The sequence below is a fragment of the Gemmatimonas phototrophica genome (genome assembly GCF_000695095.2).
GTDB lineage: Bacteria > Gemmatimonadota > Gemmatimonadetes > Gemmatimonadales > Gemmatimonadaceae > Gemmatimonas > Gemmatimonas phototrophica.
In genome coordinates this window covers 4,067,269-4,082,197 of the sequence record NZ_CP011454.1, presented here as the reverse complement: position 1 = coordinate 4,082,197, position 14,929 = coordinate 4,067,269, and the positions used below count along the sequence as shown (strand labels likewise).

The following is a 14,929-nucleotide window of genomic DNA, read 5'->3' as shown; positions in this document are numbered from 1 at the left end:
TCTCTAGCTTGTGTACATGACACAGTCGCCGTCTGCCGAGATACTCCAAGCGCTGGGAGAACGCGTAGGCGAAGTCGTGGCCATTGCCCACGACGCGGGGGCGGCCGTGCTGGAGGTGTACCAGCGCCACGACCTGAACGGTGTGTCGTACAAGGCGGACTATTCGCCACTCACCGAGGCGGATGTTCGCAGCCACGAGGTCATTGCGACGGCGCTCGCGCACCGGTTTCCCGGGGTCCCGGTCGTTTCTGAAGAAGGAGCCCCGGCAACCGCACTGGATGAGACCGTCTGCTGGGTGGTAGACCCGCTCGATGGCACCAAGGAGTTCGTGAAACGCACCGGCGAGTTCACGGTAAACATCGCGCTGGTGCACCGTGGCGAGCCGGTGCTGGGCGTGGTCCATGCTCCGGTGAGTGGGCACACCTGGTACACCGCGTCCAATGGCGCATGGGTCATTGGGCCCACGGGGACCACAAAGCTCGCGACCCGGACGCCGGCGCCCACTGCCGCCCTGCGTGTGGTGGCCAGTCGTGACCATGCCGGTCCACTGGTGCAGGCCATGCTGCAGCGGCTGCCCAATGCGCAGACCCTGTCGGTGGGGAGTTCGCTCAAGTTCTGTCTGGTGGCCGAGGGGCGGGCCGACCTGTACTTCCGCGACGGGCCAACCATGCCGTGGGACACGGCAGCGGCGCACGCCGTGCTGCGCGCGGCGGGTGGGGAGGTGTTTGCGCTGACGGGTGCGCCGTTGCGCTACCCCTCGTTGCGTACGCTGAATCCCATGTTCGTGGCCGTTGGCGACCCGACCTTCCCATGGCAGGCGGTGGTGACCGACTCGTCCATTATTCCGTAGGCATGCCATGACCTTCGTGACGCCCAGTCCCCTTCGCCGCGGTCATCTGCTGGCGCTGGAGAACGAATCCATTCACGTGCTGCGGGAAGTGGCGGCGCAGTTCGAGCGCCCCGTGTTGCTCTTCTCAGGGGGCAAGGACTCCATTGTCGTGTCGTGGCTGGCCCGGAAGGCGTTCCATCCGGCCCCACCGCCGTTCCCGCTGCTGCACGTCGATACGGGGCACAATTTCCCCGAAACGCTCGCTTTCCGTGATGCCTACGCGCAGCAACTGGGGTACACGTTGCACATTGCGCAGGTGCAGGACTCCATTGACCGCGGGCGGGTGCAGGAAGAGCAGGGGCCAGGCGCGAGCCGCAATGCGCTGCAGACCGTGACGCTGCTGGATGCCCTGCAGGCGCTCAAGGCCGACTGTGCCATGGGTGGGGCGCGCCGTGACGAGGAAAAAGCGCGGGCCAAGGAACGTCTCTTCTCGCACCGTGATCGCTTTGGCCAATGGGACCCACGCAACCAGCGGCCGGAGCTCTGGTCGCTCTACAACGGGCGCAAGCTCCCCGGTGAGCACTTTCGCGTATTCCCCATCTCCAACTGGACGGAGATGGATATCTGGCAGTACATCGCCCACGAACGCATTCCCATGCCGTCGCTCTACTTCTCGCATGAACGCGAGGTGTTTGTGCGCGATGGCGTCCTCTATGCCGTCACGGACTTTCTGCCGCCGCTGGCCCACGAACCCGTTGAGCGCGGCGTGGTGCGCTTTCGCACGATTGGCGATGCCACCTGCACCGGCGCGGTGCGCTCCACGGCCGCCAGCGTAGACGAGATCATTCAGGAAACGGCGGCGGCCCGGGTGACGGAGCGCGGGACGCGCGCCGATGACAAACGGTCGGACGCGGCGATGGAAGACCGCAAGCGCGTGGGGTACTTCTGATGCCGACCACCTCCGCCTCGGTGCACTACGCCGATATGGATCTGTTGCGCATTGCCACGGCCGGCAGTGTGGACGACGGCAAAAGTACCCTTATTGGTCGGTTGCTTTACGACACCAAGAGCATCTTTGAGGACCAGCTGGCCCAAATCGAGGGCGCGAGCCGTCGTCTGGGGGAGTCCGGGGTGAATCTCGCTCTGCTCACCGATGGCTTACGGGCGGAGCGCGAGCAGAAAATCACCATCGATGTGGCGTATCGGTACTTTGCCACGCCGCGCCGCAAGTTCATTCTGGCCGATACGCCCGGCCACGTGCAGTACACCCGCAACATGGTGACCGGCGCCAGTACCGCCGACGTGGCCATCATTCTCGTTGACGCCCGCCACGGCGTACTCACGCAGAGCAAGCGCCACTCGTTCATTGCCTCGCTGCTGGGGATTCCACACATCTTCGTGGCCATCAACAAGATGGACCTGGTGGCATGGTCGGAAGACGTCTATCGCGGCATCGTGGACGACTATACGCAGTTTGCGGCCCGTCTGACCACCAACGACATTCGCTTCGTGCCCATGTCGGCGTTGGAAGGGGACAACGTGGTCACGGCTTCCCCACGGATGCCGTGGTATCAGGGGGGGCCGCTGCTCAATATCCTGGAGAGTGTCACGGCCGGCCGTCGTCGCAACACCATCGACCTGCGTTTCCCGGTGCAGTATGTCATCCGCCCCAACCAGCAGTTTCGCGGCTATGCCGGCACGGTGAGTTCCGGCACCATGCGCCCGGGCGACGAAGTGGTGGCCCTGCCATCCGGCACGGAAGCAGTGGTGCAGTCCATCGGGACCGCTGATGGGGCCCGTGACGAAGCGATCGCTGGTGATGCCGTAGTCGTCACACTGGATCGGGAGATTGATCTCGCTCGCGGCGACATGCTCGTCCGTCGCCGGAATCGCCCGGTGGTGGCCGACCGCTTTGATGCCTATCTCTGCTGGATGCACGAAGAGCCGCTGCAGCCTGGACGCTCGTATGTGCTTATGCACACCACGCGTGAACTGACCGCGTTTGTGGAGCGCATCGAGTATCGGGTGGACGTGGACTCAATGCATCGAGAGCCAACCACGCAGTTGGGGCTCAACGAAATCGGTCGTGTGGAAGTGGTGACGGCCAAGCCTCTCTGCTTTGACAGTTACCGGGTGAACGGGGCCACCGGCAGCTTCGTCCTGATTGACCCGGCCACGAACGCTACCGTGGGGGCGGGCATGATTCGTGGGCCCGTGAACGTTGCCGAACGGGCCGGCGCGTCGGCGTCGCCCAATGTGACGTGGAGCGACTGGAACATTCCACGGCACGAGCGTGAAACGCAGCAGGGGCACGGCGCGTTGGTGGTGTGGTTTACCGGTCTCTCCGGTGCGGGGAAGAGCACCATTGCCATGGCCGTCGAGCGCGCCCTGTTCACCGAGGGACGGCGCACCATGTTGCTGGATGGCGATCAGCTGCGACACGGGCTGAACAAGCATCTGGGGTTCAGTCCTGCCGACCGCGCCGAGAACATCCGGCGGGCCGGCGAAGTGGCGCGCCTCTTTTTCGAGGCGGGGCATGTCGTCCTGTGCGCGTTTGTCTCGCCGTACGCGCGTGATCGCGATGCGGTGCGGGCCCTGCATCCCGACGCCCGGTTTGTGGAGGTGCACGTCTCCGCCAGCGAAGACACGTTGCGGCAGCGCGATCCCAAAGGACTCTACGCACGCGAGGCTGCTAACGGAACGATTGGGCTCTCCGGCATCTCGACGCCCTACGAGGCCCCCGTGGCTCCCGAGTTGCACATCGACACGGACGCGATGAGTGTGGACACGGCAGTGGATGTGGTGCTGGCCATGATCAGGCGCCGACTGCAACAGGAGTAGCGCGCGGCACCAGCCACGATGCCACATCAGGCACGGCGCCATGCCGGCAACTCGCGCGCGACCAGTTGCTCCAGCGCGCTGATGTCCTGCAGAAAGTACGCGACCAGCGCGGACGCCAGCTCCGGCTCAAGCCGCGGCCGCTCCAGATCGCGCAGTACGATGTGTCCAACAGCGTCGCGTACGGACGCCGGGAGAATGCCACGCAGGCGCGCCCGTTGCAGGGCGGTGCGCGTCCACATGGCGCGCAGCAGCGGATTGCGAATAATGCCGCCTTTGTTGCGCTGCTCCATGGGGATCTCCTCACCGAGGGGCGGGACCCCCAGAAACTGACACACGTCGTCGATGACCGCCCGTGGTGACGAAGCGAAATCGTCAAAGAACACCACCTTGATCCGCTCACGCGGAAACGCCGCGTAGAACGGCGCGAGGTAGTGGGCGTAACGACCAATGGCGAGATAGTGATTGAAGGCCACGTCGCGAGGCGCCGGATTGGCGAGGTCGTCGGCAATGGCGGCGGCAAACTGGTCGTGCGGATCGAGCCCATCGCGACGGCGGCCCAGCCAGTGCGCATAGGCGCGGTGCACCGGATGGCGCAACATCGCGATGATGCGAGACTCGGGAGCGAGCGAGGCCAGTCGAGCGGCGGTGTGGATGCTCTGCAGATAGACAGGCGATACTTCGCCGGCCAGCAACGACGCCGGTGCCTGCGCAAACAGCTGCAGGTACTCGCGCTCGGTGGTCACGCTGTGCCCTTTCATGGCCCGCAGCGCCGTGGAGTCGGGAAGCGCGGCAACATCCGGAGCGGTGAAGTAATTCGGCGACTTGTCCGCCGGTACAAAGAGCGACGGGTGACGTACGAGCGCGGCATGCAGACTGGTAGTGCCACAGCGGCTCCCACCCACCACCACGAAGTCAGGACGTCTCGCGCTCATGAACGCGCACGGACGGTCAGCGTCATGGCCCGGTTGGGTTGCCAATGTCCCCAGTGTCGGCCGGCGCGTTGCACGGGCTCGACCTTGTCCACCGCAATCTCGAATTCGGTGGTCAGCAGCTCCAGCAGCGCCAGGCAAATGGTTTCATTGAGGTCGGCGCCCGTGCAGGCGTGCCGGCCGGTACCAAAGGGGGCAAAATGCGCCTTCTCGTAATCCGTCACTCCCGTGCGCAGCAGAAACGTGGTTGGCGCATCGAGTGCGGTCGTGGTGCGGTGGCTTTCCCACACGCAGAAGCGCACCAGCCACCCGGCCGGGTAGGTGACGCCCTGATCTTCAAAGGTTTCGCGAATGGAGCGATACGTATACTCGCTTTGCGAAAGGCGGAGCGTTTCGGCCAGAAAACGCTGCTGCAGCAGGGGGCGTTCTTCCGGTGGCGCGGTGCGAATGCGCTGCACCTCGCCGGGTTGCGATGCCCAATATACCAGCAACCACGCCAGCAACGACGACACGTTGTTGGTGGCAATGCGGTGCATGAAGACGAAATTCTGCAGACATGTCAGGTCGGGGAGCGAGGCGTCGAGCGCACGCAATCGTCCCAACGGCACCAGCGGCGCCAATTCGGTGCCTTGCAATCGCGCTTCCTGACGGGCCAGCTGCTCCACCAACGTGTCCAACATCGCCTCTTCCTGAGCGCCAAGGCGTTTGCCGGTGCCCACGCCGTAGAACGCGGTGGCCGTTTTCGAGTAGTGCTGCGTGTTGGCATCGGGGGCCAGCGACCCGGTAGGCAGTCCAAAAAGCAACGCGTCCAGCGCGTGCCGCGTGACGCGGGTGAGCGCCTCGGTTGGCACAGACGATCCTTGGGTCACCTGCGTGTGCAGCATGCGCCGGAACAGCTCGCGCACATCGCCCTGGAGCAGCGCGGGCGATTCGCCAATCATGGCTCGGCGCATGACCGTGCCATAGCGGTTGTGCGTCGGCTCGTCCATGTACCGCAGGAACCCGCGCAACACACTGGTGGCAAACGGCAGCGGCGTGGGGCCCAGTTTGCTGCCATGGTCACGCATCAGCTGTTGCCGCCGGTCGAGCCCCAGCACACACAGCGTTGGCGCGCCAAACTGGCTCATGCGAAAGACTGGACCATGTTGCGCGAACTGCGACAGGTAGTAGTGCCGGTCACCGAGGGCGCGTACGCCAGCGGTGAACGACAACGTGCCGGGCGCCATCGGACCACGCACCCGCCATCCGGCCATTCGCCCACGCAGCATGAAGAGTCCAAGCGCCAGCCCGGGCGCGGCCATTACGATCAACACCGTCGGTGCCCACACCGCGACCAGCACGGTCACCACGCACCACCCTGCAGCCGCCAGGCCGAGCCGGGCGAGTGGTCCCAGAACAGCCTGGCGATACGCGCCGCGCAGCACGGTCGCTGCCAGCGTGGCGGGGGCCGCCGCGGCCATCAGCGCCAGCAGCAATCGCAGCTCGAGACTCATACCGCTCTGGCGGGCAGCGCCAACCATGAGGACAAGTCTCGCCCCGTGAGGTTCGCCAGGGCGAGAATCTCGTCGCGATACAGATCCGTGAGCTGCGCGCGGGTTTCGTCGGCCAACGGCAGGCGATCCACCTGGCTGGTGGCCAACTGAAAGACACGGTCACGGAGTGCCTGTGGTACAAGGGGGCGCACACTCCGGCGCAGTGGATAGCTGGCCGACCACACGGCGCGTACCATCGGGTTCCGGATGCGCCCGCCGCTCCGGTTGTGTGAGCGGGACGTATCCAGAGGTACCGTGTCGTCCACGCCGAGAAAGCGGCACACGGTGCGCATACTCGCGGCACTGTCACGCGCAAAATCATCAAACCACAGCACCAGACGCTGGTCCGCTGGAATGGCGTCGTACCAGCTACGAAGCACGTGGCTGACCATGCCGCCTGCCAGATACGTGGCGTGTGCATCGGGGCGAATGAGGGGCTGGTCGCGTTCCTGGGCAATGAGCGCTTCAAAGGTTGCCGTCGGCTCCAGCCCATCGCGACGACGCGCCACCCAACGTGCATACACCCGGTCTACCGGATGGCGCAGCATGACCACGATCCGGATGGCCGGCAGCGTCGCAGCCACGCGCTGTGCGACCGCCGTGGACGCCAGATACACCGGCGACACCTCTCCTCGCACATGGCCCGGTGAACTGTTCGCAAAGAGGGCATCATACTCCGCGGCGTCGCGTACAAAGGACGCCGGCAGAGTAGAGGCCATCGCGTCCGGGACGCCGACAGCGTACCAATAGCTGGGCGCCTTCACGCGTGGCAGGAAGATCTGCGGATGTTGCGACAGATAGTGGTGCAGCGACGTTGTGCCGGCGCGACCTGCCCCAATCACGAGAAAGTGTGGGGGATGCTGCCACGTCATGGTCACTCGGCCGCCACCGCATGACGCAGGGCAACCAACTCCGCCGCCACGCTGATGGCAATTTCTCCCGGCTGATTCCCTCCAATAGGCAATCCCACGGGACAGCGCAACTGGGCCAACCAGGGCTCACTCACCCCCAGTGCCCGCAACCCTTTCTCCAGCGCCTTTCGTTTGGCATCACTGCCAATCACGCCGAGGTAGGCCGGGGTCAGATCCTGCGCGTACAACGCCTGCAGAATCGGTTGATCGGTGGCGTGTCCCATGGTCATGCAGATGACGGCATCCTGCGCTCGTACGTGGGGCACATATAGGCGCAGATCGTCCAACTGCACGGTGGAGAGCTGTGGTGTGGCGGGGAGCTTTTGCAGCCATTCGGCGCGACTGTCGACACACACCACGTGACAGTCGAGTAGCAGCAGGCTGCGCACCAGCGATTGCGCCACATGGCCGGCTCCGAAGAGCACCACACGCCACGGGGCCACGTTGAACGCTTCAAAGAGCAGCGTCACCACGCCCCCGCAGGTCATGCCGATGTCCCGCTGCAGATTCCACTCCCGCAGCAGGCAGGGCGGGGTGGTCGCGTCGCCCTGCGCAGTGGCCAGCCACGTTTTCGCCTCGGCAATCGCGCGCTCTTCAATGCGCCCACCACCAACCGTGCCCTCAAGGCGACCGCTGGCATCTACCAGCATCTTGGCGCCAACGTCCTGTGGAGTGCTGCCCACGCGCGAGACCAGCGTCACGAGCACCACCGGCTGTTGTAGCGTGGCCAGCGTGGTCAGACACGCGCGGGCGTGCGCCGGGATGGCGGTCACGCCGATGTGCCCTGCCATATGCTGGCGCTGTGCTGCCACCGCATGGCATCATCGTGCGAGAAGGGCACGTGAGCGAGCGATAGCGCCCGGAGCACTTCTTCCGGAGTCGCCGGCAAACAGAGGCGCTGGGCCGCCGCCGGCGAGACGCAGCCGAGCGCATGGCGTACCGCACTGAAGACACTCACGGCCAGCATGAGCGGTGGTTCGCCAACGGCCTTGCTGCGCGCCACGGTGTGGGCGGGACCGTCCGTCTCGTGGAAGTGGCAGGAAAAATGGGGCGGCACATCACTCGCCAGGGGCACCTTGTACGTGCAGAAGGAATCGGTGAGCACCGCGCCGTTCGGGTCGTACATCAGGCACTCTGTGGTCACCCAACCCAGTCCTTGCACGAAGCCACCAATGATCTGGCCACGGTCAATGCCGGGATTGATGGATTGCCCAATGTCGATGCGCAGATCCACGCGCGGCACGCGCACCATACCGGTGAAACGATCAATGCATACTTCGGCGACGGCCGCCCCCTGCGTGTAGTACAGGAAGGGCGCGCCACGCCCGGTGCTGCGGTCAAAGTGCAAGCCCGGCGTGGCGTAGAAGCCACGGGCGCCAAGATCCACCCGGGCAAAGCGCGCGGCTGCACACGCGTCGGCAAACGGGATCCGGCGCTCAGGATACTCGTGATCAAAGAGCAAGCCGTGGGCAAAGCTCACGCGCGAGGTTGGCGCGTCAGTGCCGGGTGCCCACTGCTGCAGCGCCCAGCGGGCCAGCCGGTCGCGCACGGTCGTTGCCGCCTGCACTGCCGCCGCGCCGTTCAAGTCGGTACTGGCCGATGCGGCAGTGGGGGACGTGTTGTGGTTCTTGTCGGTAGAGGTCGCCATCATGGCAATCGCCGCCGGATCAATACCAAACACTCCCGACACGAGTTGGCGGATCTTGGTGTTGAGCCCCTGTCCCATTTCGGTGCCGCCGGTAGACACCTGCACGGAACCATCGGGATACACCAGGACCTGCGCATTGGCCTGATTCATGAACGTGGCCACAAACGAAATCCCGAACTTCACCGGAGAGACGGCCATTCCCCGCAGCCACCGGGAGTCCGTACGATTGTGCGCCTCAATGGCGTCGAACCGGGTGTCGAAGTCGCTCTCCTGCACCAGCATGGACATGATCTCCGGCAGATGATTCTCCGCCACGATCTGTCCGTAAGGGGTGCTGTTGCGCTCTCCGCGGCCGTACAGGTTCTGTTGCTGCAGGGCCAGCGCATGACGCGGCGCATTGGGAATCTCACGCAAGGCCAGCGTCAGTTCCTGCACAATGGTTTCCATGGTGGCGATGCCCTGGGGACCACCAAAGCCACGGAACGCGGTCGCCGGCGCGTGGTGCGTTTCGCACACGCGTCCCTCGATATACACGTGCTCGAGGAAGTATGCATTGTCGATGTGCAGCATGGCCCGGTCCATCACCGAAGGTGAGAGATCGGTGTAGGCCCCGCCGTCGGAGAACAGCAACACGCGCAACCCCTGAATGCGTCCCGACGCGTCCACACCGGCTTCCCACTCCACCCGGAACGGATGCCGCTTCCCGGTATTCCGCATGTCTTCGCCGCGCTCGTACACCAACCGTGCCGCCCGGCCGGTATGCTGCGTGACCAGCGCCGCGCAGGCGGCGGTGAGATTGGCCTGTGTCTCCTTGCCGCCAAATCCACCACCCAGTCGGCGCGTGGTACAAATGACGTGATTGAGCGGCTTGCCCAGCGTCTCGGCCACCACGTGCTGTGTTTCCGAGGGGCCCTGCGTGGAGACGTGCAGCTGGATCTGGCCGTCATCACCGGGCATCGCCACCGCCGCCTGTGTTTCAAAATACAGGTGTTCCTGCCCCAGACACTGAAACACCCCGCGACGTACGATGGGGGCCTTCGCCAGCGCCGCTTCGACATTGCCGCGGGCAATGACGTGCGGTTCGGTGAGAAACCGGTTGGCCGCAATGGCCTCCTCGATGCTGAGGACCGGTGGGGCGATGGTGTCGAACTCCAACTGCACCATGGCGCGGGCCGCCTGGAGTGCCGTTGCCGATTCGGCCGCAATGATGGCGACGGGCTGCCCGATGTAGCGTACGGTGTCCAACGCCAGAATCGGCTCATCCTGCACGAGCGGACCAAAATGCGTGGCCCCGGGAATATCCTGTGCGGTGAGAATGGCGATCACCCCAGGAATGGCACGCGCTGCGGTGCTCTCAACGCGCACCAGCCGCGCACAGGCCACGGGACTCGTCACCAGCCCCACCAGGAGCTCGTCCTGGCGACGCGGAATGTCATCAATGAACGACGCGCGTCCGGTGGCGTGCCCTTCCGCCGATTCGTGGGGGAGCGACTGCCCAACGCCACTCATGCGGCGCCCCCTGGTGAACGCGACAGGTGGGCGATGAGCGTTTGCAGCACCAGCGAGCGATACGACGCAGAGCCTCGCACGTCGTTGCGCGGCGTGACATCCTGCGCACAGGTGGCGGCTGCGGTGGCCCAGCTGTCGGCCACGTTGGTGGCCCCGTTCAGGACCGCTTCCGTGTGAACCAGTCGCCCGGCGGCTGGTCCCATACCACCTGCCGCAAGCTGCACATCGCGCAGGATGCCGTGATCGTCGCGCCACCGCGCGGCGAGAGAGACCGTGGCGATATCCACCTCGTAGCGCCGCGAGACCTTTTCGAGACGCACCTGCTCGTCGGCTTGCGGGAGCGTCACGAACACCCGCGTAAGCAACTCATCCGACCGGCGCATGGTGGCGCGGTAGCCACGGCCAAACTCACGCAACGGCACGACTCGCGTTTCGCGTGCGCTGCGCAGCTCCACGCGTGCCTCCAGCACCAGGAGCAACGGCAAGAGGTCGCCAATGGGGGAGGCGGTCATGATGTTCCCTCCCACGGTTCCGGCAGCCCGTATCTGTGGTCCGCCAACGCGCGCGACCAGTGCCGACAGCGACGCGGCGTGAACGCCCGCGGTCCGCGAAAAAATTGCTGGCAACTCCTGCCACCGGACGAGTGCGCCCAGCATCAGCGTCTGCCGCACCGTCTCGTGATTGGACACGTCGGGGTGCGACGTCACCGACCATTCGGCCAGCCCGGTGAGGTGCTCAATGCACAACACTGGCCGAGTGGCATCAAGCCCCTCGACGCCAAGGTCCGTGGCGCCAGCCACAATTTGCGCGTGCGGTTCGTGCGCCAGCCAGGCCAGCGCCTCGTCAACCGACGACGGGCGATAGAGCGCTGGTGTGCGTGCACTGCCTCCGTCGTGGCCGGGAACGCTGAGCGTCTGGTGGTACAACTCCCGGGCTTTCGACTGCCAGCGTTCCGGCGGGAAGCGTGTGTTGAGCCAGTGGTCACTGCCTTCCGACTGGACCAGGGATTCGGCCTGTTCGGCCGCCTCAAGAATGGCGCTGTAGCCGGTACACCGACACACGTTCCCCGCGAGCGCCGCTCGCCAGTCCACCGGTTTCCCACTGTGTTCGAGTGCGGCGGTCATGGTCAGCGCGAACCCCGGCGTGCAGAACCCACACTGCGACGCATGACACGCCATGAGGCAGCGCTGCGCGGGGGCCAGTGCCTCGGCGGAGGACATGCCTTCAATGGTGACCACGTGGCACCCATGCAACTGGAACACAAATCGCACGCAGCTGTTGAGCGGATGCCACCGAACGGTGGCGTCAACCTCACTGGCCGGTGTGGCTACGAGCACCGTGCAGGCGCCGCAATCGCCGGTGCCGCACGCTACCTTGGTCCCATTCAGGTGAAGGACGGTGCGGAGCCATGACGACACGGGAAGCAGGGCCTCCGGCCCCTCGACCACCCGTGATTCCCCGTTGAGCCAGACCATGACCTGAGCGTTCGACATATTTGGGGAATCTATTGGCCACATTCGGGAAAGCTAAGCGTTGATAACGGCTTTTCTTGTCTCACCTTCATGATCTATATCACTCCGGCCATGTCGCTGCACGTTGTCCTTGTTCATCCCGAGATTCACTGGAACACCGGCAACGCCGGGCGCACGTGCCTGGCCACCGGCGCGACCTTGCATCTCATCGAGCCGCTGGGATTCTCGTTGTCAGAACGGGAGGTCAAGCGGGCCGGGCTCGACTATTGGGAACACGTGGACGTGCGTGTCTGGAAACACTGGGACCTGTTCGAGGCCGAGATGCCCAGGCTGGGTGAACCGTGGTTCTTTTCCACGAAGGGTACGACCTCGTTTTGGGACGCGCCGCTGGGCGATGCCGACGGCGCCGTGCTGGTGTTCGGTCGCGAGACGGCGGGACTCCCCGCGGAGCTGCACGCGCGCTACGCCGATCGCTTTGTCACCATGCCCATGCACTCGGCGCACATCAGATCACTGAATCTGTCCACCAGTGTGGCGGTGGGGGTCTACGAGGTGTTGCGTCAACGTCGGGCATTGGGGCGGTAGAGGCCGGGGAGGCCACGCACTCAGCGCTTCACCCGAGCCCTGTTGCACAAACCCGGCCCGACGCGCAGCGTTGGAGATGACTCCAACTCCAGAATGGTGGCAGCGCGGACCGGTGACCGGCGTGCCTGATGCCCTGCAGCCGGTGGCGCATATGCTGCTGCAGCTGCGCGATGAGGTGCCCACGGTGGTGGCGCCGCTGTCGTGGGCACAGTGGAACGACCGACCGGCCGGTGTTGCGTCCGTGGCGTTCCATGTGCGTCACGTGGCCGGCGTGCTGGATCGACTGTTTACCTATGCCCGTGGCGCTACGCTCACCGAGGCGCAGGTGGTCGCCCTCAAAGCGGAGGCGGCACCGCTGACCGAGGACACGCGGGATCGACTGCTTGACGCGCTGATCGCGCAGCTTGAATCGCGGCTCGACGAAGTGCGCACCATTGATCCGGCCATCCTGGGAGATGTGCGTACCATTGGGCGGGCGCAGCTGCCCAGTACCGTCTTGGGGTGCATTGTGCACGCCGCAGAACATGGGATGCGGCATCTGGGACAGTTGGTGGTGACGGCGCGCGTGGTGGCCGCGCAGGATTCACGTGCTGTCGTGCCGGAGGGGCCGTGATCCCAACAGGATCAATGGCCGCCCGGCTGGCGCTTCTTGCTAGCGTTATGGGTTGTGCTGGCAGTGGCGCCACCGTGAACACGGCGCCCGAGCGTGCGGCCACCATCTTCTCCGGACCGGAAGCGCCCACGATGTACGCCGATGTGCCGCTGGCGGTTACGCGGACCCTTACCGTTCCGGTCGCGGCTGCACGCACGGCGGTGCAACAGGCCTTCACCGACTACAGCATTCCGGTGACGCTCAACAATCCCACCTCCGGACAAATCGGCAATCCCGATTTTTATCGGTCCGCGCGTTTCATGGGGCGCCCCATGGTGGAACTGGTCTCGTGCGGGTCGGGGATTACCGGTCCCAACGCCGCCACCTACCGGATTTTCATGTCCATGCTGGCCACGGTCAAAGCCAATGCACAGGGCCAGGCGGTGGTCAGCATGACCTTCACCGCCTCCGCCCGTGACGTGGCGGGCGGCGCCAGCGGCGATCGGTTGCCCTGCGGCAGCAGTGGCAACGTAGAGCAGCGCTTTCTCGAGCGGGTCCTCGTGCTGGTGGCGAAATAGCGCCTCGTCTGAGCTGGCGGCTCATTCAGTGCGCTGCCTGGGGTCATCGAAACATTCGATGCGTTGGACGATTGTGAAGAGAGACCGGCATCCCCTACTCTGAAAGACGACACGTGTCCCGGGTTGGCGCGGGGGCGTTGTCGAGTGGGGAGTAGCCGCTCGCACCGTCCGGTGTGGGGTTGGCGACCGTCAGCACGAGGCCTTGCCTCCGGTTGCCAGCATGCCATGACGGCATCGTGTCCTGGCAATGGACACGGTCGCCGTCAAGGCACTGCGCGAGACCATTGCACATCTGTGCCGTGGATAGCGTGGTGCTGTTGCCAATGTTATCCGTGGCCCACCATGAGGGCGCACCTATGCAGTCCCTGACCGAAATGGAACGCGACGCGCTGGACGGATGGGTCCCCCGCGATGCGCAGCTGCTGGCGGTTGTACGCGGGCGCTCCACGGCCGACGGACAACTGGCGTGGCTTCTGACGAGCAATGGTCTGATGGTCGTGATGTTCACCGCCATCTCCAGTGGACGGATCCGCGCACAGGTCCAATGGACGCCACCGTACAGTCTCTATCGGCTCGACCTCATCGATGACGCGCCGCACGCCCTGCTGCGCATGGTCACGCACCATCGACGCCATGTGCTGATGGCGGAGTGCACCGCCGACGCCCGTCTGTTTGCCACCGAAGTGCGGGCCCTGATTCAGCGCACGTCGCGCGCGCCGGTCCGTGGGCGCACGCTGGCGGGGGTGGCATGACGCTCGTGCGCAACATTCTCGCGGCGCTGCTGCTGGCGGGGGTGACATTGGCCTCCACGGCCAATGCGCAGCGGCCATCCACGACGAACGGAAGCGCGCGCCCCGACGCCCGGGGCACGCGCGTCGCCGTCTTCAATTCGCGGGTGGTGTTCGATTCGATGCCGGAGCGGAGTCGGGCCGAGTCGGAGCTGGCGCTGGCTCAGGCCCAGGCGCGCGTGACGCTGGAGTCTGCCAAGGACTCGTTGCGCGCCGCCGTGGATGACCTTGCGCGATTTGAGCAGACGATGTCCACGCGCGAACGCGAGGCCATGACTCTGCATCTGCGCGCGCGGGAACTTCTGGTGGAGGAGACCGTGGCACGTCTCGATCAGGAGGTACAGCGCACCTTCACCGGTCTGCGCCAGCCGATGATTGATCGGCTGCGGCACGCCATGCGCGTGGTGCGCGACCGTGAGGGCTACGATCTGCTGCTCGACATTGCCGACGACAGTCCGTTGCGCGATGCGGCCCCGGCAATCGACCTGACCGCCGCCATCCTCCGGGAGCTCCGCAGGCCGGTTGGGGATGCGCCCCGCCATCGCTAACCCGGCTGCTGGCGACTCGTGCACGGCCGATGCCGGGGAGCGGATTTCAGATAAACCCGTCGGCTTCGACTGCTGTTCCGGTCTGCGTGCTCTCACTGTAACAAACGCGCTCCGCGACCCAAAATCCGCCTCGTTTTCAGGGCACGCCCCCGACGAACGGTTGCGTG

The 14,929-nt window shown here is 65.3% G+C and carries 14 protein-coding genes; 8 read left to right on the top strand and 6 right to left on the bottom strand.

What is annotated here, in order from left to right:
• The first annotated feature begins 16 nt into the window (after positions 1-16).
• The 3 genes from cysQ to cysN are packed head-to-tail and all read left to right on the top strand — an operon-like array spanning position 17 to position 3,670.
• Positions 17-850, top strand: coding sequence for a 3'(2'),5'-bisphosphate nucleotidase CysQ (cysQ, locus tag GEMMAAP_RS17210; protein ID WP_053333573.1), 834 nt, complete (start codon positions 17-19; stop codon positions 848-850).
• A 16-nt stretch (positions 851-866) separates the two neighbouring features.
• Positions 867-1,778, top strand: coding sequence for a sulfate adenylyltransferase subunit CysD (gene cysD, locus GEMMAAP_RS17205; protein WP_026848225.1), 912 nt, complete (start codon positions 867-869; stop codon positions 1,776-1,778).
• Positions 1,778-3,670, top strand: a complete 1,893-nt coding sequence (gene cysN / locus GEMMAAP_RS17200; protein WP_053333575.1) for a sulfate adenylyltransferase subunit CysN — start codon at positions 1,778-1,780, stop codon at positions 3,668-3,670. Before cysD ends, cysN begins: the two co-directional genes overlap by 1 nt.
• A 26-nt stretch (positions 3,671-3,696) precedes the next feature.
• Here cysN and GEMMAAP_RS17195 read toward each other — a convergent pair whose 3' ends face one another.
• From GEMMAAP_RS17195 to GEMMAAP_RS17170, 6 genes are read right to left on the bottom strand one after another with little or no spacing between them, the layout of a single operon-like run.
• Positions 3,697-4,602: a sulfotransferase family protein gene (locus GEMMAAP_RS17195; protein ID WP_043579337.1), complete on the bottom strand. Its 906-nt coding sequence runs from the start codon at positions 4,600-4,602 to the stop codon at positions 3,697-3,699.
• Entirely contained in the window at positions 4,599-6,092 is a 1,494-nt protein-coding gene (locus GEMMAAP_RS17190) for a cytochrome P450 (RefSeq protein ID WP_026848227.1), read from the bottom strand. Before GEMMAAP_RS17190 ends, GEMMAAP_RS17195 begins: the two co-directional genes overlap by 4 nt.
• Positions 6,089-7,003, bottom strand: coding sequence for a sulfotransferase family protein (locus GEMMAAP_RS17185; RefSeq protein ID WP_043579339.1), 915 nt, complete (start codon positions 7,001-7,003; stop codon positions 6,089-6,091). The genes GEMMAAP_RS17190 and GEMMAAP_RS17185 overlap by 4 nt, the downstream gene beginning before the upstream one ends.
• Positions 7,004-7,005: 2 nt before the next feature.
• Positions 7,006-7,833 carry a xanthine dehydrogenase accessory protein XdhC gene (xdhC, locus tag GEMMAAP_RS17180; RefSeq protein WP_053333576.1) on the bottom strand — a complete coding sequence of 276 codons (828 nt, stop codon included), beginning with the start codon at positions 7,831-7,833 and terminating at the stop codon, positions 7,006-7,008.
• Positions 7,812-10,199 carry a xanthine dehydrogenase molybdopterin binding subunit gene (locus GEMMAAP_RS17175; protein ID WP_053333577.1) on the bottom strand — a complete coding sequence of 796 codons (2,388 nt, stop codon included), beginning with the start codon at positions 10,197-10,199 and terminating at the stop codon, positions 7,812-7,814. The genes xdhC and GEMMAAP_RS17175 overlap by 22 nt, the downstream gene beginning before the upstream one ends.
• Positions 10,196-11,692, bottom strand: coding sequence for an FAD binding domain-containing protein (locus tag GEMMAAP_RS17170; protein WP_026848230.1), 1,497 nt, complete (start codon positions 11,690-11,692; stop codon positions 10,196-10,198). Before GEMMAAP_RS17170 ends, GEMMAAP_RS17175 begins: the two co-directional genes overlap by 4 nt.
• A 69-nt stretch (positions 11,693-11,761) precedes the next feature.
• Here GEMMAAP_RS17170 and GEMMAAP_RS17165 point away from each other — a divergent pair, with 69 nt between their 5' ends.
• The 5 genes from GEMMAAP_RS17165 to GEMMAAP_RS17145 all read left to right on the top strand — a co-directional run bounded on the left by GEMMAAP_RS17165 (position 11,762) and on the right by GEMMAAP_RS17145 (position 14,762).
• Complete coding sequence (locus tag GEMMAAP_RS17165) at positions 11,762-12,256, top strand: tRNA (cytidine(34)-2'-O)-methyltransferase (protein ID WP_202969160.1); 495 nt, start codon at positions 11,762-11,764, stop codon at positions 12,254-12,256.
• Between the two features lie 76 nt (positions 12,257-12,332).
• Positions 12,333-12,869, top strand: coding sequence for a DinB family protein (locus GEMMAAP_RS17160; RefSeq protein ID WP_043579341.1), 537 nt, complete (start codon positions 12,333-12,335; stop codon positions 12,867-12,869).
• Positions 12,870-12,943: 74 nt separating this feature from the next.
• The gene (locus tag GEMMAAP_RS17155) at positions 12,944-13,426 is read left to right on the top strand and encodes a hypothetical protein (protein ID WP_145979208.1); all 483 of its coding nucleotides are present in this window, start codon (positions 12,944-12,946) and stop codon (positions 13,424-13,426) included.
• A gap of 356 nt (positions 13,427-13,782) precedes the next feature.
• A complete protein-coding gene (locus GEMMAAP_RS17150; protein WP_026848233.1) occupies positions 13,783-14,178 on the top strand; it encodes a hypothetical protein in 396 nt (131 codons plus the stop codon).
• Positions 14,175-14,762, top strand: a complete 588-nt coding sequence (locus tag GEMMAAP_RS17145) for an OmpH/Skp family outer membrane protein (RefSeq protein WP_026848234.1) — start codon at positions 14,175-14,177, stop codon at positions 14,760-14,762. Before GEMMAAP_RS17150 ends, GEMMAAP_RS17145 begins: the two co-directional genes overlap by 4 nt.
• Positions 14,763-14,929: the final 167 nt, after the last annotated feature.

Bases quoted from the DNA above. Each gene is read 5' to 3' on its own strand.
- cysQ (WP_053333573.1), top strand. From the start codon at position 17: ATGACACAGTCGCCGTCTGCCGAGATACTCCAAGCGCTGGGAGAACGC.
- GEMMAAP_RS17190 (WP_026848227.1), bottom strand. From the start codon at position 6,092: ATGAGTCTCGAGCTGCGATTGCTGCTGGCGCTGATGGCCGCGGCGGCC.
- cysN (WP_053333575.1), top strand. From the start codon at position 1,778: ATGCCGACCACCTCCGCCTCGGTGCACTACGCCGATATGGATCTGTTG.
- GEMMAAP_RS17170 (WP_026848230.1), bottom strand. From the start codon at position 11,692: ATGTCGAACGCTCAGGTCATGGTCTGGCTCAACGGGGAATCACGGGTG.
- GEMMAAP_RS17165 (WP_202969160.1), top strand. From the start codon at position 11,762: ATGATCTATATCACTCCGGCCATGTCGCTGCACGTTGTCCTTGTTCAT.
- GEMMAAP_RS17175 (WP_053333577.1), bottom strand. From the start codon at position 10,199: ATGAGTGGCGTTGGGCAGTCGCTCCCCCACGAATCGGCGGAAGGGCAC.
- GEMMAAP_RS17160 (WP_043579341.1), top strand. From the start codon at position 12,333: ATGACTCCAACTCCAGAATGGTGGCAGCGCGGACCGGTGACCGGCGTG.
- GEMMAAP_RS17150 (WP_026848233.1), top strand. From the start codon at position 13,783: ATGCAGTCCCTGACCGAAATGGAACGCGACGCGCTGGACGGATGGGTC.
- GEMMAAP_RS17185 (WP_043579339.1), bottom strand. From the start codon at position 7,003: ATGACGTGGCAGCATCCCCCACACTTTCTCGTGATTGGGGCAGGTCGC.
- xdhC (WP_053333576.1), bottom strand. From the start codon at position 7,833: ATGGCAGGGCACATCGGCGTGACCGCCATCCCGGCGCACGCCCGCGCG.
- GEMMAAP_RS17145 (WP_026848234.1), top strand. From the start codon at position 14,175: ATGACGCTCGTGCGCAACATTCTCGCGGCGCTGCTGCTGGCGGGGGTG.
- GEMMAAP_RS17195 (WP_043579337.1), bottom strand. From the start codon at position 4,602: ATGAGCGCGAGACGTCCTGACTTCGTGGTGGTGGGTGGGAGCCGCTGT.